At 58.3% G+C, this 19,213-nt stretch carries 18 protein-coding genes and 1 tRNA gene; 10 read left to right on the top strand and 9 right to left on the bottom strand.

Annotated elements, in window-relative coordinates:
* Positions 1-60: 60 nt before the first annotated feature.
* The 4 genes from GKR98_02955 to GKR98_02940 all read left to right on the top strand — a co-directional run bounded on the left by GKR98_02955 (position 61) and on the right by GKR98_02940 (position 2,574).
* Positions 61-972 carry a GNAT family N-acetyltransferase gene (locus GKR98_02955; GenBank protein ID QMU57256.1) on the top strand — a complete coding sequence of 304 codons (912 nt, stop codon included), beginning with the start codon at positions 61-63 and terminating at the stop codon, positions 970-972.
* Between the two features lie 51 nt (positions 973-1,023).
* Positions 1,024-1,100 (top strand) — tRNA-His (locus GKR98_02950).
* Positions 1,101-1,197: 97 nt separating this feature from the next.
* Entirely contained in the window at positions 1,198-1,791 is a 594-nt protein-coding gene (locus GKR98_02945; GenBank protein QMU57255.1) for a hypothetical protein, read from the top strand.
* Positions 1,792-1,818: 27 nt separating this feature from the next.
* On the top strand, positions 1,819-2,574 hold the full coding sequence (locus tag GKR98_02940) for a metallophosphoesterase (protein QMU57254.1): 756 nt from the start codon (positions 1,819-1,821) through the stop codon (positions 2,572-2,574).
* A 70-nt stretch (positions 2,575-2,644) separates the two neighbouring features.
* Here GKR98_02940 and GKR98_02935 read toward each other — a convergent pair whose 3' ends face one another.
* Positions 2,645-2,950 (bottom strand): hypothetical protein, encoded by a 306-nt coding sequence (locus GKR98_02935; GenBank protein ID QMU57253.1) that lies wholly within the window; start codon positions 2,948-2,950, stop codon positions 2,645-2,647.
* On the opposite strand from GKR98_02935, the gene GKR98_02930 reads away from it, so the two are divergent.
* Positions 2,949-3,962, top strand: coding sequence for an RluA family pseudouridine synthase (locus GKR98_02930; protein QMU57252.1), 1,014 nt, complete (start codon positions 2,949-2,951; stop codon positions 3,960-3,962). The two genes, GKR98_02935 and GKR98_02930, sit on opposite strands and share 2 nt — an antisense overlap.
* Before the next feature lie 210 nt (positions 3,963-4,172).
* Positions 4,173-5,069 carry an RNA polymerase sigma factor RpoH gene (gene rpoH / locus GKR98_02925; protein ID QMU57251.1) on the top strand — a complete coding sequence of 299 codons (897 nt, stop codon included), beginning with the start codon at positions 4,173-4,175 and terminating at the stop codon, positions 5,067-5,069.
* A gap of 92 nt (positions 5,070-5,161) precedes the next feature.
* Here the strand turns inward: rpoH and GKR98_02920 are convergent, their stop codons facing one another.
* Both GKR98_02920 and GKR98_02915 read right to left on the bottom strand, forming a co-directional pair.
* Positions 5,162-6,091: an AEC family transporter gene (locus GKR98_02920; GenBank protein QMU57250.1), complete on the bottom strand. Its 930-nt coding sequence runs from the start codon at positions 6,089-6,091 to the stop codon at positions 5,162-5,164.
* A gap of 113 nt (positions 6,092-6,204) precedes the next feature.
* Positions 6,205-6,831 (bottom strand): hypothetical protein, encoded by a 627-nt coding sequence (locus GKR98_02915; GenBank protein ID QMU57249.1) that lies wholly within the window; start codon positions 6,829-6,831, stop codon positions 6,205-6,207.
* Positions 6,832-7,165: 334 nt separating this feature from the next.
* Here GKR98_02915 and GKR98_02910 point away from each other — a divergent pair, with 334 nt between their 5' ends.
* From GKR98_02910 to GKR98_02895, 4 genes are all read left to right on the top strand, one after another.
* The gene (locus tag GKR98_02910) at positions 7,166-8,332 is read left to right on the top strand and encodes a cell division protein FtsW (protein QMU57248.1); all 1,167 of its coding nucleotides are present in this window, start codon (positions 7,166-7,168) and stop codon (positions 8,330-8,332) included.
* A complete protein-coding gene (locus GKR98_02905; protein QMU57247.1) occupies positions 8,329-9,426 on the top strand; it encodes a UDP-N-acetylglucosamine--N-acetylmuramyl-(pentapeptide) pyrophosphoryl-undecaprenol N-acetylglucosamine transferase in 1,098 nt (365 codons plus the stop codon). Before GKR98_02910 ends, GKR98_02905 begins: the two co-directional genes overlap by 4 nt.
* Positions 9,423-10,835, top strand: coding sequence for a UDP-N-acetylmuramate--L-alanine ligase (locus GKR98_02900; protein QMU57246.1), 1,413 nt, complete (start codon positions 9,423-9,425; stop codon positions 10,833-10,835). The genes GKR98_02905 and GKR98_02900 overlap by 4 nt, the downstream gene beginning before the upstream one ends.
* Positions 10,836-11,263: 428 nt before the next feature.
* The gene (locus tag GKR98_02895; GenBank protein ID QMU57245.1) at positions 11,264-11,896 is read left to right on the top strand and encodes a DnaJ domain-containing protein; all 633 of its coding nucleotides are present in this window, start codon (positions 11,264-11,266) and stop codon (positions 11,894-11,896) included.
* A gap of 272 nt (positions 11,897-12,168) precedes the next feature.
* On the opposite strand, the gene GKR98_02890 is transcribed toward GKR98_02895, so the two are convergent.
* From GKR98_02890 to GKR98_02865, 6 genes are all read right to left on the bottom strand, one after another.
* On the bottom strand, positions 12,169-13,167 hold the full coding sequence (locus GKR98_02890) for a gfo/Idh/MocA family oxidoreductase (GenBank protein QMU57244.1): 999 nt from the start codon (positions 13,165-13,167) through the stop codon (positions 12,169-12,171).
* Complete coding sequence (locus GKR98_02885; protein ID QMU57243.1) at positions 13,164-14,579, bottom strand: UDP-N-acetylmuramoyl-L-alanine--D-glutamate ligase; 1,416 nt, start codon at positions 14,577-14,579, stop codon at positions 13,164-13,166. The genes GKR98_02890 and GKR98_02885 overlap by 4 nt, the downstream gene beginning before the upstream one ends.
* Positions 14,580-14,583: 4 nt before the next feature.
* Positions 14,584-14,982, bottom strand: coding sequence for a hypothetical protein (locus tag GKR98_02880; GenBank protein ID QMU57242.1), 399 nt, complete (start codon positions 14,980-14,982; stop codon positions 14,584-14,586).
* A 177-nt stretch (positions 14,983-15,159) separates the two neighbouring features.
* Positions 15,160-16,242, bottom strand: coding sequence for a phospho-N-acetylmuramoyl-pentapeptide-transferase (locus GKR98_02875; GenBank protein ID QMU57241.1), 1,083 nt, complete (start codon positions 16,240-16,242; stop codon positions 15,160-15,162).
* The gene (gene murF / locus GKR98_02870) at positions 16,243-17,694 is read right to left on the bottom strand and encodes a UDP-N-acetylmuramoyl-tripeptide--D-alanyl-D-alanine ligase (GenBank protein QMU57240.1); all 1,452 of its coding nucleotides are present in this window, start codon (positions 17,692-17,694) and stop codon (positions 16,243-16,245) included.
* Complete coding sequence (locus GKR98_02865; protein QMU57239.1) at positions 17,691-19,193, bottom strand: UDP-N-acetylmuramoyl-L-alanyl-D-glutamate--2,6-diaminopimelate ligase; 1,503 nt, start codon at positions 19,191-19,193, stop codon at positions 17,691-17,693. Before GKR98_02865 ends, murF begins: the two co-directional genes overlap by 4 nt.
* Between the last annotated feature and the right edge of the window lie 20 nt (positions 19,194-19,213).

Here is a 19,213-nt window from a genome sequence, read left to right as displayed (position 1 = left end):
GCAAACAGGGCAAGACGCCGTCACTTGACTCAGTCAAGTAAATACCCGGATACTGATCCCATGTCTGATCAAACAGAAACACTCGACGCCATCCGCTCTTTCAACCGCAGCTTCACGCAGCGCCTGAGTCTCCTTTCGCGCAACTACTTGGACAGTGACCTCTCAGTGACCGAAGCCCGGGTGTTGTTTGAGATCTGCACCGGCCCACCAGCCACCGCGCGCGAATTCGCCATCCGTCTGGATATAGACGAGGGATACCTCAGCCGCCTCCTGAACGGCTTCGACAACCACGGCTGGATCACCCGCCGACGCTCACAGTCAGATGCCCGCAAGCAAGACATCTCCGCCACCGAAGCCGGTCAGAACGCGCTTGCCCCTTTGCACGACAAGTCGCGCGCAGATATCACGCGACGCCTTGCCGGTCGCGATCTGAAGGGCATCGCCCGAAGTATGAATGCGCTCAATGTCCAAATCAGCGGGATCGACCTCGCGGCCGTCCAGCTTCGCGGTCTCGGACCAGGAGACGCCGGCTGGCTCATACAACACCACGCAGAGCACTACGCAGCCAGCGATGGTTTCGATGCGTCCTTCGAAGCCCTTGTGGCCGAAGTCCTCGCCGAATTCCTGCGCTCACCCAATCAAATGGACCGCGCCTGGATCGCCCATTCTGACTCCCTGCGGCTGGGTTCGATATTCTGTGTCCAGACCGACACCCCCAAAGTCGCGCAACTACGTCTTTTCTATCTCACTCCACCTGCCCGGGGCCTTGGTCTTGGCCAACGTTTGCTCAACGCCTGCATCAACCACGCGCGCAATCACGGCAACCATACCCTGAAGCTCTGGACCCACGAAACCCATCGCGCCGCAACGCAATTATACAAACGCAGCGGCTTCAGGATGATCGCCTCAGAACCGGTCCACCATTTCGGTCAGGACTGCATCCAACAGAATTGGGAACTGCCGCTAAATTAGCATCTCAACACTTGCAATCGCCCGGATCGGACGCTAAATCGCCCCTAGCGTGCCGCCTTAGCTCAGTTGGTTAGAGCACTGGTTTGTGGAACCAGGGGTCCCCCGTTCAAGCCGGGGAGGCGGTACCATCACCCCCAAATTTTCGTCAGAAATTCCATAATACCGCCATGTTCATGGTTCAGTTTGCCCCGAGTATTTTGGCAAACAATTTTTTTGGAATTTATGATGAAACACTCCATCACAGCACTCATTACACCGGCAATTCTCGCTGGATGCATCGGCATTGAAGATCAGGACTGGACGCATTCGGGTATACAAACCGCAACAGCATCCGGCATCCCAGTCACCTTATCCAACGAACGCAATGCAACTGTCACTGGCGCGGTCGGCACGGTGCATTTCGTTACCGGCACCGACACATCGTTGGGCGCCGTTGCCTACGCAGGCCTCGACCCCTTCGTCGACGTGGGCGCAAACCTCACCACCAACGCGTCATTCTTCGGCGATTGGGAAGTTCTGGCAATTGAGGGCATCACGGTAACGTCCACTGGCTATACCTCCGGCTATATCTCCGGCCTCCAAACCAGCGAAACAGGTGTTATTACACTCGATGCAGACTTCGCCGCCGGCACCCTTACAGGCACCTCGGGTAACCTTGACGTTGCCGGCACGTTCACCGGCAGCGACATCGACGGCTCTGTCAGCTACAAAGGGCTTTCAGGCGACCTTGATGGGATGATTGGCGCAAATGGCGCAGCAGGAGCATTTCACGGCAATTCCAGCACGATGGTCTATTCTGGCGGCTTTGCCGTGGACTAAACCCACAAGATACCGGACAACGGCGGGATGAGCGATGCATTTTCCCCTCTCGCCGTTATCAGCGATATCCATTCCAACATCGCCGCACTCAATGCCGTTTTGTCAGACATCGAACAGCGCGGCATTACACGGATTGCCAACCTCGGCGACAGCCTCAGCGGCCCATTCGATGGTGCCGCAACCGCCCAGCGCCTCATGCCGCTAAACCTGCCCACGGTCGGCGGCAACCACGACCGCCAGCTCATCGACAGGCCAAAATCGGAAATGGGCCTCTGGGAATGCTGGGTGATCGACACGCTGACCAACGACATGCTGAATTGGATCCGCGCCACGCCCGCAACCCTCGAACTCGGCGACATCTTCCTGTGCCACGCAACACCCGACAGTGACGAAGAAAACTGGCTCGACTATCGCGGCCCCCAACACCGCCTCGTCGCGCGCGATCTACCCGATGTCGTTCTGCGTGCGGGAAACGTCTCCGCTCCCGTCATCTGCTGCGGCCACACCCATGCGCCGCGCCTCGTGCACCTGCCGACCGGCCAACTTGTTGTAAATCCCGGCAGCGTCGGCTGCCCGGCCTATCTCGACTCGCGGATGGATCCAAATTTCATCCACCAAACCGGCTCGCCCGACGCGCGTTATGCCATTGTCACCAAATCCAATACCGGCTGGTCAGCCGACCTGATCGCAGTCCCCTATGATGCCAGCGAAATGGCCGCCCTCGCCCGCCAAAAAGACGCCGAAAGCTGGGCTCAGGCGGTAGAAACCGGCTGGATCGCCTGAGCTTCTTCTGTCTTTAAATACTTCGGGGTGAGGGGGCAAAGCCCCCGAGGGGCAGCGCCCCTAAACCCCTCTACTCGGCTTCGATCTGAATACGCTGCCGCAGGTTTCCGGTCACCCGGCTGTAGATTAAAATCTCATCTTCCGCCGTTACAATCGCAAACCATCCCTCGCCGCGTGTAAACGCAACCGCCTCTGCGCCCTCAGGCAAAACCACCTCATCAGGCAACGCCACTGAATTCATTTCCGAGAACCGCATGACAAAAAGCGCGACAATGGTTAGAAACCCGCCGATCATAGTCAACGTCAGTATCGTCACCAACCACTTGAGATATCTGAGGTGCTTCACCTCACCGCCCGAAGAGCCCGTATCATCCATGCCAGTCACAACCCATCACATCGTCATCGGCGCCTCGCCGCCGTCGCGCCTTGATAAGGCGCTGGCGCGCGATGTGCCAGAGCAGGCGCATCTTTCCCGGTCGCGCATTGCGAAATTGCTGACCGAAGGCGCGGTCTCAAAAGATGGCCAGATCATCACCGACGCAAAGGCCAAGGTGATCGAAGGCGAAACCTTCGAAATTGCAGTGCAGGAAGCGACCGACGTCGAAACCCTGCCCGAAGACATCCCTCTGACCGTGATCCATGAAGACGACGACCTGATCGTTGTCGATAAACCTGCCGGCATGGTGGTTCACCCTGCCCCCGGCTCTTATTCCGGCACCCTGGTCAACGCCCTTCTCCATCACTTCGGCGGCAATCTTTCTGGCGTTGGCGGTGAAAAACGCCCGGGCATCGTGCACCGCATCGACAAGGACACGTCCGGCCTTCTCGTTGTCGCCAAATCCGATGCGGCCCATCATGGATTGGCAGACCAATTCGCCGCCCACACCGTTCAGCGCCAATACCGGGCCATTTGTTTTGGCCTACCCAGCATGGGCGATCCACGTCTGCGTGGTGTGCCGGGCGTCAGTTTCGAGCCCGGAAACACAATCAAGATCACGACTCACCTCGCGCGCCACAAAACTGACCGTCAAAAACAGTCAGTTTTATTTCAGGGCGGCCGCCATGCAGTGACCCGCTTTAAGGTGAATGAAACATTCGGCACCTCCGCGGCCGAGGTTTTATGTCAGTTGGAAACTGGCCGCACGCATCAGATACGCGTTCACATGGCTCATATCGGACACGCGTTGATCGGTGATCAAACCTACGGCGGACGACGAAAAATGTCCTCGGACACTCCGGGTGCCGAAACGGCAAAAACCTTTCCTCGTCAGGCGCTTCACGCCGAAACTTTAGGTTTCCTGCACCCCGTAAACGGTCAGCAAACTAGCTTCAGTTCACCCCTGCCACAGGATATTTCGGCCCTCCGAAAAGCGCTGAACCCCTTGTGAATTTCTGCACATCTTCTGCGACTTGGCACGGTATCTCTGCACACATATGTGAAGTAAACCGGCAAATGCTGGAAATTGCGCCCAAGCGTGGTCATCTATTTTTCATTGAAAGATGACAGAATTCGCGCATAGGGCCTTGAAGTGAACTGAACGGTTCACCATCTATGTTAAGCGTCGCAACATAGCGATGGACAGGGAAAGGATATTGAGATGGCTAACTACGCAAATCTCCCCGCACCGACGCCGGAAGGCGGGCTGAACCGGTATCTCCAGGACATTCGGAAGTTTCCGATGTTGGAGCCCGAAGAAGAGTACATGCTGGCAAAACGCTGGGTCGAAGATCAGGACACCGCGTCGGCCCATAAGATGGTGACTTCGCACCTGCGATTGGCCGCCAAGATTGCTATGGGCTATCGCGGCTATGGCCTCCCACAGGCCGAAGTTATTTCCGAAGCCAACGTCGGTCTTATGCAGGCCGTCAAACGGTTCGACCCTGAAAAGGGCTTCCGTCTGGCCACTTACGCCATGTGGTGGATCCGTGCCTCGATCCAGGAATACATCCTGCGGTCCTGGTCGCTGGTGAAGCTCGGCACAACGTCGGCGCAAAAGAAACTGTTTTTCAACCTGCGCAAGGCCAAGGCCCGCATCGGCGCGCTTGAAGACGGTGATTTACGCCCCGAACATGTGGCACGCATCGCGCACGATCTATCGGTGACCGAAACCGAAGTTATCTCAATGAACCGCCGGATGTCCGGTGGCGATGCCTCGCTGAACGCCACAATCTCAGCGGATGGTGAAGGTGCTGCGCAATGGCAGGATTGGTTGGAAGACGAAGACGCCGACCAGGCCAGCGATTATGAAGCCAAAGACGAACTTGATGTGCGTCGCGAGCTTCTGACCGAAGCCATGAGCGTGCTGAACGAACGCGAGCAGGACATCCTGAACCAGCGCCGTCTGCAAGACGCGCCGGTAACACTGGAAACGCTGTCCGGCCAATACGACGTCAGCCGTGAACGCATTCGCCAGATCGAAGTGCGCGCATTCGAGAAACTGCAAAAGAAAATGCAGGAGCTCGCAAAAGAAAAAGGAATGCTGGAACCAGCCTGATTTCTGTAACGTCCCTTCTCAGAGATCAGTCCCCCCCGAAAGGTCCCGCGCATCCCCGCTGCGGGGCCTTTTTTGCGCCCCTTGACCTAAAATCAGAGTGCCAAAGCAAATGACAAGATGACCGGAACCGTCACGATGCCGGCAACCGTCGATATCAAGATGGCCGCTGAAACCCGCTCGGGCGTCACATCGTAATGTTGCGCCAGCAAATAGATGTTCCCGGCCACTGGTAACGCCGCCGCCGCAACCATCACCGTTGCCGTGAACGGATCAACCGAGAACACAACGAACGCGCCGACAAAAACAAAGAGTGGATGGATCACCAACTTGCCAACCGACAACCAGACGGCCGTCGCCGGGTCTTCAACCCGCTTGTAAGCCAGCGAACACCCAATCGCGAACAGCGCCCCCGGCGTGGCCGCCGCCCCCAGAATGTCAAAGAACCGCCCCACCGGCTCGGGCACAATCAGCCCGGTCGCGGACCACAGCAAACCGCAGACGATGGCAACAATCATCGGATTGCTGAAAAGACCCCGTAAAACCGTATTCCAGCTGGCCCATGTCACGCGCCCCTGTTGCCCAAGGCTGACAAGCACAACCACCAGCGTTCCGAACACAACCATATCCACGAAAACCAGCAGCAAGATCACCGCCACAGCCTCTGGCCCAAACAGCGACCCCAACATCGGAATACCGATGAACCCCAGGTTACCATGGACAGCGGTATGCCCCTCGAAACCCGCCTCTGCCAGTTTATGACCACGCATCAAAGCAATCGCGACCATGATCGCCCAATGCGCGAAAGACGCCAGAAAATAGGCCGACATAGTCGGACCATCAAACAGCTCTGATATTGAAATCTGTGATGTAAACCGGAACAACAGCGCCGTCAGGGCAAAGTAGAAAACAAATTTGGTCAGATAGGCCGTCGCCTCGGCAGAGAAAAAACCGATGCGCCCAGCCGTAAAGCCCAGCCCGATCAACATGAAGAATGGCAGCGTCTGAAGGAACACTTCCAGCATGATCAGCCCCCCTCATCAAAGCCAGACTAGCAACACCCAGTTCAACAAAGGGTAATCCCTGCCCGGTGAATAGAAAAGCGAATGTGTGGGGCCACGCGGCAGAAATTCGCAGTTCAGCCGTGAACGCGTCCAACCCCCAACGCCTGCATATGTCGCCGCCTCTCGCGATAACGCACAAATACCCCAACCAGTGGTGTGATGGTGGCAGCAATCACCGCCAGACACAGGGCCGCTAGATAAACGATGCCCACCATATGGCTCAGGGCCTCCCAACTCATCGACTTCAGTTGGCTAAAGGCACCTAGACACAACGCACTGATCCAGCACGCCGCCGACATCGTCCCCAAGGCCGACAGCTGAAATCGCAGCGGCAAAGGCAAATCTCCGAACCGCCAACTTTGATAGGCAACAATCGTCGGCAATCCGATCCGCCCAATGGCCACCGCGTTTAATGTCAGCAAGACCACCACACCGATCTTAGTTATCAGCTTCGGTGAAAAATTATCGGGGTCAAACCCCGTGCGCAGCCACAACAAAACCAGGCCACTGCCCCACAGCAGGGCCAGCCCGGTGAAAACAACTTTATGAAACAGCCGCAGCATCTCAATCTCGCGATGGTCCAGCGCACGCACCACCGCACGCACCGCCGAAATGTCTGCAATGATCGCGCCGCCAAATCCCATCGCCAGCCCCAGCAAGTGCACGGCGCGCGCAGCGTCATTGACAAACGTCATATCCATCAGCGGCTAGACTCCCTTTCCTGACCATGCCCCACAGTTCAAAATCAAAATGAACTATGGCCGCTTTGTGTTTGAAAATCGGCAGAAATATGTCGGTGATCCTTCTGTTCAATCGGGCGACGCAATACTGCCGCACGGCGATCCATTGTTGCCGACAGATATCCAAAAACATCCGCGCATAGCGCCCCTCGGCAATCTATCGCCCAGCCCCTCAAAGGCGCCGCAGAGCTTTCGACGCGAAAACACTATGTTTCGCTGGCTTCGCACGCTCTGATTCGTTAGTCTGCTCACAGATCCGGACAACCGGGCGAAAACAGGCAAAAGAGCAGTTTCCATGACCGAGATGGTCTATGGCTCCGCCCCCGCGCAGGATGGCGAGCCGATCTTTCCCCGCTGGTGGCGCACCATCGACAAATGGTCCTTGTCGGCCGTTTTGATTCTGTTCGGGATCGGGCTTTTGCTGGGGCTGGCGGCATCTCCTCCCTTGGCCGAGCGTAACGGCTTTTCAGCCTTTCACTACGTCGAACGCCAACTTGCCTTTGGCACACTGGCGATCATAACGATGTTTGCTCTAACGCTCATGGCACCCCGCACTGTCCGGCGTTTGGCTGTGATCGGGTTCACGGTCTCTTTTGTTGCGCTTCTCCTCCTGCCCATATTCGGTAAGGACTATGGCAAGGGCGCGGTGCGCTGGTTCTCGTTGGGCTTTGGTTCGATCCAACCATCCGAGTTTCTGAAACCCGGTTTCATCGTAGTCGCAGGCTGGATGATCGCCGCTTCAAATGAAATCGCCGGCCCACCCAGCAAAAGCTATTCTTTCGCTTTGGCCCTGATCATCGTGTTGCTCCTCGCTCTGCAGCCAGACTTCGGCCAGGCTTCGTTGGTCATGTTCGCGTGGGGCGTGATGTATTTTATCGGCGGCGCACCGTTCCTGGTCTTGGCTGGCATCGCCGGGCTTGTCGTCGTTGGCGGCGCATTCGCGTACGAAAACTCAGAACACTTCGCCCGCCGCATCGACGGTTTCTTATCCACCGAAGTCGATCCAACAACGCAACTTGGCTACGCCGCCAATGCCATCCGCGAAGGCGGCTTCTTCGGCGTTGGGGTTGGCGAAGGCACGGTGAAATGGTCCCTGCCTGATGCGCATACCGACTTTATCATCGCCGTTGCTGCCGAAGAATACGGTCTCGTCCTGGTCCTTGTGATCATCCTTTTGTACGCAACTATCGTTCTGCGCTCGCTCTTTCGGCTGATGCGCGAACGCGATCCGTTCATTCGCCTTGCTGGCACCGGGCTGGCCTGCACTTTCGCCGTTCAGGCCATGATCAACATGAGCGTTGCCGTGCGCCTTCTTCCCGCCAAAGGCATGACTCTGCCCTTTGTCAGCTATGGTGGCTCATCCCTGATTGCCGGGGGCATTCTGATGGGCATGCTCCTGGCCTTCACCCGAAAACGCCCACAGGGCGAGATCAGCGATTACCTGATCCGCAGCCGGAAATGAGCCGCCCACCGCATCTCGTCATCGCCGCAGGCGGCACTGGCGGACATATGTTCCCGGCCCAGGCCCTGGCCGAGGCCATGCTGGCCAAAGGCTGGCGCGTCACATTGTCAACCGATGCCCGCGGGGCCCGCTATGCCGGCGGCTTCCCCGTCGAAGTAACCATTCGCGAAGTTGCCAGCGCGACATTTGCCCGTGGCGGTGCCCTGGCCAAACTCGTCGTCCCATTCCGCATTGTCGGTGGCTGCGCCGGAGCTCTGTTTCGCTATCTATCCGATCGCCCAACCGTGGTGGCAGGTTTTGGGGGGTATCCCTCCATCCCAGCGCTTGCCGCCGCGTGGGTGCTGCGCATACCGCGCATGATCCACGAACAAAACGGCGTGCTCGGTCGGGTCAATCAGGTCTTTGCCCACCGCGTCGATACCGTCGCCTGTGGCACATGGCCGACCCTTCTGCCTGCTAACATCACCGGCATCCACACCGGAAACCCGGTGCGCAAAGTCATCCTGGACCACGCAAAATCCGACTACGGCGACCCCGCAACCGGCCCAATATCAATTCTGGTAATGGGCGGCAGCCAGGGCGCCCGCATCCTCAGCGACATTGTGCCCGACGCCATTTCGCGCCTTCCGGCGACCGTGCGCGAACGCCTCAGCGTATCTCATCAGGCCCGCCCCGAAGACCAGTCTCGCGTTACCCCGACATACGCCAAGGCCGGGATTGCTGCCGAAGTGCAGCCCTTTTTCACCGACATCCCCCAACGCATCGCCAATGCTCATCTGGTGATCTCGCGCGCCGGGGCCTCCTCCGTGGCAGACATCAGCGTCATCGGTCGCCCAGCGATCCTGATCCCCTTCGCGGCCGCAACTGCCGACCATCAAACCGCCAACGCCCGCGGCCTCGTCGACGCCCACGCCGCCATCATGATCCCCGAAATTGCCCTTGATCCCGCCTCGCTTTCAGAACACATCAACACCATCCTCACCACACCCGGAGATGCCGCCAAAATGAGCGCCAACGCCCTCACCCAAGGCATCCCCGACGCCACAGACCGCCTTGCCAAACTGGTCGAACAACTCGCGGAGAAATCCAGATGAACGCCGCAGCCGCCACCAAACTGCCCACCGAAATGGGGCCAATCCACTTCGTCGGCATCGGCGGCATCGGCATGTCCGGCATCGCCGAAGTCCTGGTCGAAGCAGGCTACATCGTGCAGGGCAGCGACCTCAAACGTTCGAAACTCACCAACCGGCTGGAAAGGCTCGGCGCAACCATCTTCGAAGGTCAACGCCCCGAAAATCTGGAAAACGCCGAAGTCGTCGTTATCTCTTCGGCGATCAAATCAGGCAATCCCGAACTGGACGAGACCCGTCGCCTTGGCCTGCCGGTCGTGCGCCGCGCCGAAATGCTCGCCGAGCTTATGCGCCTGCGCTCCAACATCGCTGTCGCCGGAACCCACGGCAAAACCACCACAACAACGTTGGTCGCCGCCCTTCTGGATGCGGGCGACCTTGACCCCACCGTGATCAACGGCGGCATCATCCACGCCTACGACAGCAACGCCCGCGTTGGTCAGGGCGAATGGATGGTGGTCGAGGCGGACGAAAGCGACGGCACATTCAACCGCCTGCCTGCCACCATCGCCATCGTCACCAACATCGACCCCGAGCATATGGAACATTGGAGCACCATCGAAAACCTGCGCAAAGGTTTCGATGATTTCGTCTCGAACATCCCGTTCTATGGCCTCGCCGTGTTGTGCACCGACCACCCCGAGGTGCAGGCCCTTGTCGGACGCATTACCGACCGCCGGGTCGTCACCTTTGGCTTCAACGCCCAGGCCGACGTCCGCGCCGTTAACCTGCGCTACGAAGGCGGCATCGCCCATTTCGACATCGCGCTCAGCGCCGATGAGATTGTCATCGAAGATTGCTCTCTGCCCATGCCCGGCGACCACAACGTCTCTAACGCTCTGGCCGCCGTCGCTGTGGCCCGCCACCTCGGCATGAAGGCCGCCCAGATCAAGGACGCGCTCGAAACCTTCAAAGGCGTCAACCGCCGCTTCACCAAAGTCGGCGAGGTCGACGGCGTGGCTATTATCGACGACTACGGCCACCACCCGGTCGAAATTGCGGCCGTTCTAAAAGCCGCACGCCAAGCCGTTGGCGATAACCCGGATGCACGCGTCATCGCCGTGCACCAACCGCACCGCTACTCGCGCCTGTCATCCCTGTTCGAAGACTTCTGCACCTGCTTTAACGACGCCGATGTCGTCGGCATCGCCGAGATTTACGGCGCTGGCGAAGACCCCATTCCCGGCGCCACCCGCGAAGACCTTGTTGCAGGTCTTATCCGCCACGGTCACCGCCACGCCCGCGCCGTCGTCAGCGAAAACGATCTTGAACGCCTTGTCCGCGAACAGGCCCGCTCCGGCGATATCGTTGTTTGCCTTGGCGCAGGCACCATCAGCGCCTGGGCTAATGCCCTGCCGGAACGCCTGAAATAACGGGACGGTTGGGGGTGGGATTCGCTGATATCCCAGCGTTTGAATAAAAATTCTGCATTAAATCTACTTAAACACCATCAACACTCCTAATGCTAAACGTAGCAAAGTTGACGCGGACGTAAACATGTAAGATGTTAATTTGACGTGATAATTTCTAAACTCTCTGGAATGTATGAAATCTGGAAACGATCTGTATCCGGTTTTTTGACCCCAGATTCGCGCATTTAACTCGAAATTAAGGCGAAAGTTTGCTACACATTAAGAGCGCCAGCAGTTTGGTGCGTGTAACGAGTGACTGAATTTTGTGTAACCGATCCGGTTAGCGAGGCATCCACCGCCTCTCTTTCCACCCCGCCAAAGGATCGGTCAGCGGACAACTTGAATGTTCGCATCGCGCAAAGTTCTAAAAGTAGTGAGTAGTGCCCCAGATGACCCCTCTTGCCAAAGCAAAAGCTGTCGCCGAAGCCCAGGATATCCTTGGTGTTCCGGCCTATGCCTCTGAACCCCAAATTCGCGAAGCCTGGAAAAAGCTTGCCTTCGAAATGCACCCCGACCGGGGTGTTGGCAGCAATGACCAACTGGCAAATATCAACGCGGCCTACAGCCTGTTGAAAGACCGCTGTGAAAGCGGTCAGACAAATGCGGACTACTGGGAAAAGGCCAAGGCTCAGACACGGCCGGCATCGCAGATGGTCAAGCCACGTCCGGGCCTGAAAACCAAAACAGACGATCTTGGCGACACAGCAAAGGCAGAATGTCAGGCGCTTCTGGATGAAAACGAAGCACCGGAAACCGGCACAGCCGATCACTTGCCAGTATCCATTCGCCGCCGTGGTCGTGATTTCGTCTATATCGTTGAAACCGGTCTGAACCGCGGTATGAACCGCATTGCCGTTCCAACTGGCGATCTGGTGAACAGCCGCCGCGTGACCCCGCGTCTCGTCAACTTCATGGCGTCGGCAAATGGCGCAGGCTCGTTCAACGTGCCTGACGATCTTCGCGCAAAACTCTTCCCCGGTGCCCGTTCCGTCCGCATCGATTTTGCCAAGACCGAGCACTGATCGTCCACGCGACCTGGGGCATCGCTGCACATTCTCGCGTTCCAAGGCATTCGGTGACCTGACGGGTCCATTATCGGCCCAAAAATATCCTCGCCGAAGGCAAGCGGGCACCAGCCCGCTCCCCGGATTTCGCGTCGAAATCCGATTCCAACAAGTAAATGAAACCAAAACCCACCGTTCGATGGCACCGACGCAATACCGACGTATTACCGACGCGATACAGACAGCCCTAATTCGCTCCGTTCACGCGTTAGATTCGGGCAGTTGCAGCCCTAGCTCTCCGCCTTATTGGCAGCCGCAAACACCATATCAATCATCGCCTGCGTGCCCCGACTGAACTCCAGCGGACAGGGATAGTCGATCTCTCCCCGCATCGCCCGGCCAAAGTTCTCAACCTGCAAGACATAGTGATTGGCCCCCGGCCACCGCTCAACGGTCACAGCAGGCGCACCACCAGGTTTGTGCGTATTGCGATGTATCTCTAATCTCGCCTCGCCAAAGACGCTGGCATTATACGGGGCCGTCAGCCGAATGATCCCGTCCGCCCCATGAAACGTCATTTCCTGGCGGGGATGCATCCGCATCGATGTCGTCGCCTGAAACCTAAATGACGGGAAATTCGCCGTCGCATGGGTGGTCACATCCACACCATTCTCCCAGACGATTTCTGCTGTCGCACTGACAGGTTCTTCGCCGGTGACAAACCGCGCCGACCCCATGGTGTAAACGCCAATATCCGGCAGGGACCCACCCCCCGTCTCTGGCCGATTGCGAATATTATCAGTGTCCAAGGCATTGTTATAGCTGAAAAACCCATCCACATGGGTCAGGTCCCCAATCGCACCGCCCTGCACCAGTTCACGTGCGCGCTGCCACTGCGGATGATGCACAATCATATAGGCTTCCGCCGCCAGCAAACCCGACGCATCCCGCGCCGCAATCAACTGATCGAACTCCCCGGCACTCATCGCAATCGGCTTTTCACACAAGACCGCCTTGCCCGCTGCCAGCACTTTCAGCGTCCACTCAACATGCAGATGGTTCGGCAGTGGAACATAGATCGCATCAATATCCGGATCGGCCAGCATGGCGTCATAATCCTCAAAAACCCGCAACCCCGGCGCAAACGCCCGAAAGGGTTCAGCCTTGGCAGGGTCCGAAGTGGCAATTGCCGCCAGCTCAGCACCATTCGCCATATTGATCGCCGGAGCCATCTGTTCCTTGGCAAAATTACTCGCCCCCAAAACGCCCCAGAGCACCATATCCGTCATTCTCCCACCCCTTCATTCTCCAGGTTCTGAACCAGCCGGACAAAATCCTCACCACGGCGCTCAAAGCTGTCGTATTGATCAAAACTCGCCGCCGCCGGAGCCAACAATACAGTCTCCCCCGCCTCAGCCTCACGCGCCGCCAAACCAACAGCCCGCTCCATGGTCTCGCAAACCACCAGCGGCACATCACCCAGCTCCAGCGCCACATCGGCCGCATGTCGCCCGATCACATAGGACTTCACAACCGATCCCATCATCGGGCGCAATGACCCAAGGCCGCCATCCTTCACCTGACCACCGACAATCCAGCGAATTTTCTTGAATGCAGCCAGCGCCTTGGCCGCGCTATCCACATTCGTCGCCTTGGAGTCATTCACATATTGAACCCCCCCAACCTCGGCGACCACCTGCGACCGGTGCGGCAACCCGCCAAACGTCTGGAACGCATCCTCCAGCATTCGCGGCGCGATCCCCACTGCCCGGCAAGCCGCATAGGCCGCGCAAGCATTCTGATGATTATGCGCCCCAGGCAGCCCACGCACGCCCCGCAAATCAATCGAGGCCACCTGCCGCGCCTTGCGATACTCTGCCAAAAAGCCTTTCCGCGCAAAAACCGACCAACCCACGCCGTCCAGCTTTTCGGCCGCTGAAACCCGGATCACCCGATCATCCCCCGGCCCTTCCGACAATTGATTGACCAGATATCGCCCCTCGGCTTCGTCCACGCCGATCACCGCCCTATCCGGCCCGCCTTCCGCAAACAATCGCCGCTTGGCTGCAAAGTATCCCCCCATCCCGCCATGCCGGTCCAGATGATCCGGCGTCAGATTGGTAAACACCGCCACGTCCGGGGTCATCGCCCGCGCCAATTCGGTCTGATAAGAAGACAGCTCCAACACCACGATCCCGCCATCCCCCGGCGGATCAATGTCCAAAACCCCGCGCCCGATGTTGCCAGCCAACTGGCTCTCGCGTCCCGCCGCCTCCAGACAATGCTGAATCAATGCCGCCGTGGTCGACTTTCCGTTCGACCCGGTCACTGCAATCACCCGTGGCGCAACCGCGAAATGCTCCCAAGTCCCATTGGCGAACGATCTGAAAAACAACCCGATATCATTGTCCACCGGCACACCCGCCGCCATGGCGCGTGCCACCCATTTGTTGGGTTCAGGATAAAGATGCGGAATACCCGGCGACACGATCAAAGCCGCCACATCCTCCCAAGACCCGGCCTTGGTCACGTCATGCACAACCAAGCCTTCGTCCTCGGCCCGAACCCGCGCCGCCTCGCTATCGTCCCAACACAGCGCCTCTGCACCGCCCGCCTTCAAAGACCGCGCCGCGGACATGCCCGACCGGCCCAGCCCCAATACGACAACGCGCCGCCCTTCATATCCATGCACCGGGATCATCGCGTCACGCCTCGCCCTCGTCGTCCACTTCCAATTGTCCGGATATCCGCCGCCACAGAATGCCCCAATACATCCCCACCGCCAGAACAAAGGAAAGTGCCAGCAAAGCAATCCATGTCAGCGCACTGCGATTATCCAACGACAACAGCCCGAAATCGAACAACACCCAGATCAAGGCTCCGATCACCGCCAAAACCAAAACGGCTCCAAACTGGCCAATTCCCCGCAGCATCGCGGTCAGAAAAAGCACATAGCCCACTGCCAGAACCAACCCGAACAACACCGCCAATGGCATTTGCTCCTGCCAGCTCGCCAAAGCCCAGCGCACATAATTCACATCTGTGGGGTTAAACGTTGCCACCAAAAGGACAAAGGCCGCAGCCCAGCGCAAAAGAAATCCCATCTCGTCCCTTTCAGTGAGCCCTTGAAATCCGTCGGGCCGACATTGCCCCAAGCCCCTCCAACAGACAAGCCAAGCGCCACCTCGGGACATTCTTTCTGGTGGAAATACTCTGCAGGGGTCCGGGGATGCAAAATCCCCGGCAAAACATCACGCCTGCGATCGCCAGATCGCAGCCCTTTACCGAACTTTCAGCGTCGCCAGCCCAATCAATGCCAGGATCAACGAGATGATCCAAAACCGGATCACAATCTGCGGCTCGGCCCAGCCCTGCTTTTCAAAGTGATGGTGAATTGGTGCCATCAGAAACACACGCTTTCCGGTCATTTTGAAATAGGCAACCTGAATGATCACACTCAACGCCTCAACAACGAACAAACCGCCAACAATTCCCAGAACAATCTCGTGCTTTGTGGCCACTGCAATCGCGCCCAATGCCCCGCCAAGGGCCAGCGAACCCGTGTCGCCCATGAATACTGCCGCCGGGGGTGCGTTGTACCATAGAAATCCAAGACCCCCGCCGATCAACCCGGCAGTAAATATCAGCAGTTCGCCTGTGCCTTCAACGTAGTGCACGTCCAGATATTGGGTAAAATCTGTCCGCCCAACCGCATAGGCAATGACGCCCAGTGTTCCCGCCGCAATCATCACCGGCATAATCGCCAACCCGTCCAACCCGTCCGTCAGGTTCACCGCATTCGCCGCCCCAACGATCACAATCATCGCAAATGGAATGAACAAAACGCCCATATATAGCAGCAAATCTTTCAACACGGGAAAGGCCACTGAATACTGCAAATCCCCCTGATGATACATCGACGCCCAATAGGCCGCGACACCCGCAATAATGAAACCAAGACCCAAACGCACCCGTCCGGACACACCGCCCGACGACTGCTTGGAAACTTTGGCATAGTCATCCGCAAATCCGATGGCGGCAAAGCCCATGGTGACGGCCAGAACCATCCACACAAAAGGATTGTCCAGCCGCGCCCACATCAGGGTTGCCGTCAGAACCGCACCCACAATCAGCAACCCGCCCATCGTCGGCGTTCCCGCCTTGGAAAAATGACCCTCAGGACCATCTTCCCGAATGGGCTGTCCCTTACCTTGTTTGCGTCGCAAGGCATTGATCAGTGGGCGGCCAAAAATGAACCCGAAAATTAAAGCGGTAAAGAATGCGCCACCGGCCCGAAAAGTGATATATCTGAACAGGTTGAAGGCGTCCCCGCCGTCGGAAAATAGGGTTAACCAATATAGCATCTATGCCTGTCCCTTCGCCATTACGCGCGCGGGCTGTTGCCCAAGTTTCTTCAGTGCATCAACCACCAGACTGACTCGGCTCCCCTTCGAGCCCTTAACCAGCACCACGTCGCCTGCATCCACCAATTGGTGCGTCTGAGAAGCCAAAGCCTCAGCGGAGTCCACCCACCTTCCGCGCTTTTCTTCACCAATTGCCTCATAAAGGGCGCGCATTCTCGGGCCTACACAATGGACCCGATCAATCGATGCCATCGCCGGATGCTCGGCCAGACCTGCGTGCAAGGCCTCTTCGCTGTCTCCAAGCTCTAACATGTCACCCAGGATTGCGATCCGCCGTCCTTTGCCGATGCGCCCCACGCCGTCTTCCACCGGGATCACTGACAACACCCAGAACGCCGCCGCCATTGAGGCCGGATTGGCATTGAAGGCATCGTCGATAAGCTCGATGGAGTGATCCAGCACAGGATCCAATGCAATGCGCTCGCGCTGTCCGCGCCCAACCGGTGCGCTCCATTGCCCGATATCGCAGGCCAGCACCGCCGGGTCAGCGCCTGCCAGACAGGCAGCACCATATACCGCCAAGGCGTTCATTGCGAAATGCCGTCCCGGTGCTCCGACTTTAAATAGAAACGGCTCGCCTCGAAATTGTCCCTGCACAACGCTGGCATGTTCGGACAATCGAATATCATCCGCCTGCAAAAGCGCCCCCGGCAACGCGCCAAATCCGATTGCCGTCTCTACGCAAGCCTCTGCTTTCGCACGCAAAATTCCGGCAGTCTCAACGTCAGCATTAAACACCGCTGCGCCGCCCGGTTCCAGTCCTTCAAAGATCGCCGCTTTCTCATGCGCGATCCCTTCAATCCCGTCAAACGCCTCCAGATGCGCTGCCGCCACTGTTGTCACTATCGCCACATGCGGGCGTGTCATCTTTGCCAAAGGAGCAATCTCGCCCGGATGGTTCATCCCGATCTCAATCACCGCAAAATCCGTCTCCACCGGCATCCGCGCCAATGTCAAAGGCACGCCCCAATGATTGTTGTAACTCGCCTCAGCCGCATGGGTCTGTCCCTGCCCAGCCAACACCTGCCGCAACATCTCCTTGGTCGAGGTTTTCCCTGCCGACCCCGTCACGGCAATCACCTTCGCACCGGTCCGCGCTCGTGCCGCGACTCCCAGCCGCTCCAAGCCCGCCAACACATCATCAACCACCAACAACGCCGCATCAGGCCCAACGCCATCCGGCACCCGCGACACCAACGCCGCCACCGCACCCTTCGCCAACGCATCCGCCACGAAATCATGCCCGTCGCGCACATCTGTCAGCGCCACGAACAAATCCCCCGGCTCAATCGTGCGTGTATCAATCGAAACGCCCGTGGCTTCCCAGGCACCACCCTGCAAGACACCGCCTGTCGCCACCGTAGCGTCGCCAGATGTCCAAAGCACACTCAAAGCCCCTTACCGTCCAACGCCGCCACAGCGATGCTGGCCTGTTCTACATCATCAAAAGGCAACACATCATCGCCAACGACCTGACCCGTCTCGTGGCCCTTGCCCGCAATCAACAACGTATCGCCTGCACCCAAGGCATCGACACCGCGCAATATCGCCTCGGCCCGATCACCAACTTCGGTCACTTCTGCCGGACACCCCTCGGTTCCCGCCTTCACAGCCGCCCGAATTACACTTGGCTCCTCACTGCGCGGATTGTCATCCGTCACGATCACAACATCCGCATTTCGCGCCGCCGCCTCGCCCATCAAAGGTCGCTTCCCGGTATCACGATCACCTCCGGCACCGAAAACCACGATCAGCCGACCTAACACATGTGGCCGGATCGCACGAAGCGCCGTCGCCAAAGCTTCAGGCGTATGCGCATAATCAACAAACACCGTCGCCCCATTATCGCGCCGCGCCGCAAACTGCATTCGCCCGCGCACCGTCTCCAAAGCGTGCAAACTGTCAAAAGTCTCGTCGGGATCAGCGCCCGTCGCAATACAAAGCCCAGCCGCCATCAGCGCATTCTCGGCCTGAAACCCACCGATCAATCCCAAACGCACTTGCCGAACCTTGCCGCCCCATTCAAACCGGCATTCCTGCCCTGTCGCATCAAACCGCTGGCCCAATATCTGAATGGCCGCGCCTTCGCTGCGCCCGACGGTCAGCAAATCCTGCCCCCGTGCATCAACCACATCCGCCATGCGCGGACCCCAAGCGTCATCTATATTGATCACCGCCGTACCATCGTCCGGCAACACGCGGTCAAACAGACCCGCCTTGGCCTCAAAATACTCTTCAAACGTATCGTGATAATCCAGATGGTCCTGGCTCAGGTTGGTGAACGCTGCCGCCGACAGCCGCACACCGTCCAACCGCTTTTGCGCCAATCCGTGAGATGAAGCCTCCATCGCAGCATGGGTTATCCCCGCATCCGCGATCCGCGCCAGCATCTTGTGCAGGGTAATCGGTTCCGGTGTCGTATGCTGCAACGGCGCGGTGAAAGCCCCTTCAACCCCTGTCGTGCCCAGATTGACTGCCTCGGCCCCCATCTCGGCCCAGATCTGACGGGCAAATGTCGCCACACTGGTTTTACCATTGGTGCCGGTTGCGGCCACGATGACCTCGGGCTGTGCCTCGAACCAAAGCGATGCAGTAAACGCCAGCGCCTCGCGCGGGTCTTCGGCCACAACCAATGGAACACCACTGTCGCGCAAGATATCCGAGGCCAGCGATACCCCCTCGCGATCTGTCAGAACCGCACCCGCGCGCATCCGTATGGCATAATGAATAAATTCAGCCCCATGCACCGTGGTACCAGGCAAAGCGGCAAACAAATTGCCCTCTTTGACGTCGCGACTATCCACTGCCAGACCGGTTATCCGCACACCATTAGCATTGCGCGCAGTCAGCCCAAGCTCGGCAAGCGTTTTTGTCCTGGCCCGGGTCTGCATCGCTATAGTCGCCTCGCGTG

The sequence above is a fragment of the Boseongicola sp. genome (assembly GCA_014075275.1).
Classification (GTDB): domain Bacteria; phylum Pseudomonadota; class Alphaproteobacteria; order Rhodobacterales; family Rhodobacteraceae.
This window is presented reverse-complemented; position numbering and strand designations above follow the sequence as displayed.

What these genes read in the sequence shown, in the direction of transcription:
- GKR98_02955 (QMU57256.1), top strand. Translation starts at nt 61, where the DNA reads ATGTCTGATCAAACAGAAACACTCGACGCCATCCGCTCTTTCAACCGC.
- GKR98_02945 (QMU57255.1), top strand. Translation starts at nt 1,198, where the DNA reads ATGAAACACTCCATCACAGCACTCATTACACCGGCAATTCTCGCTGGA.
- GKR98_02940 (QMU57254.1), top strand. Translation starts at nt 1,819, where the DNA reads ATGAGCGATGCATTTTCCCCTCTCGCCGTTATCAGCGATATCCATTCC.
- GKR98_02930 (QMU57252.1), top strand. Translation starts at nt 2,949, where the DNA reads ATGCCAGTCACAACCCATCACATCGTCATCGGCGCCTCGCCGCCGTCG.
- GKR98_02935 (QMU57253.1), bottom strand. Translation starts at nt 2,950, where the DNA reads ATGGATGATACGGGCTCTTCGGGCGGTGAGGTGAAGCACCTCAGATAT.
- rpoH (QMU57251.1), top strand. Translation starts at nt 4,173, where the DNA reads ATGGCTAACTACGCAAATCTCCCCGCACCGACGCCGGAAGGCGGGCTG.
- GKR98_02920 (QMU57250.1), bottom strand. Translation starts at nt 6,091, where the DNA reads ATGCTGGAAGTGTTCCTTCAGACGCTGCCATTCTTCATGTTGATCGGG.
- GKR98_02915 (QMU57249.1), bottom strand. Translation starts at nt 6,831, where the DNA reads ATGGATATGACGTTTGTCAATGACGCTGCGCGCGCCGTGCACTTGCTG.
- GKR98_02910 (QMU57248.1), top strand. Translation starts at nt 7,166, where the DNA reads ATGACCGAGATGGTCTATGGCTCCGCCCCCGCGCAGGATGGCGAGCCG.
- GKR98_02905 (QMU57247.1), top strand. Translation starts at nt 8,329, where the DNA reads ATGAGCCGCCCACCGCATCTCGTCATCGCCGCAGGCGGCACTGGCGGA.
- GKR98_02900 (QMU57246.1), top strand. Translation starts at nt 9,423, where the DNA reads ATGAACGCCGCAGCCGCCACCAAACTGCCCACCGAAATGGGGCCAATC.
- GKR98_02895 (QMU57245.1), top strand. Translation starts at nt 11,264, where the DNA reads ATGACCCCTCTTGCCAAAGCAAAAGCTGTCGCCGAAGCCCAGGATATC.
- GKR98_02890 (QMU57244.1), bottom strand. Translation starts at nt 13,167, where the DNA reads ATGACGGATATGGTGCTCTGGGGCGTTTTGGGGGCGAGTAATTTTGCC.
- GKR98_02885 (QMU57243.1), bottom strand. Translation starts at nt 14,579, where the DNA reads ATGATCCCGGTGCATGGATATGAAGGGCGGCGCGTTGTCGTATTGGGG.
- GKR98_02880 (QMU57242.1), bottom strand. Translation starts at nt 14,982, where the DNA reads ATGGGATTTCTTTTGCGCTGGGCTGCGGCCTTTGTCCTTTTGGTGGCA.
- GKR98_02875 (QMU57241.1), bottom strand. Translation starts at nt 16,242, where the DNA reads ATGCTATATTGGTTAACCCTATTTTCCGACGGCGGGGACGCCTTCAAC.
- GKR98_02865 (QMU57239.1), bottom strand. Translation starts at nt 19,193, where the DNA reads ATGCAGACCCGGGCCAGGACAAAAACGCTTGCCGAGCTTGGGCTGACT.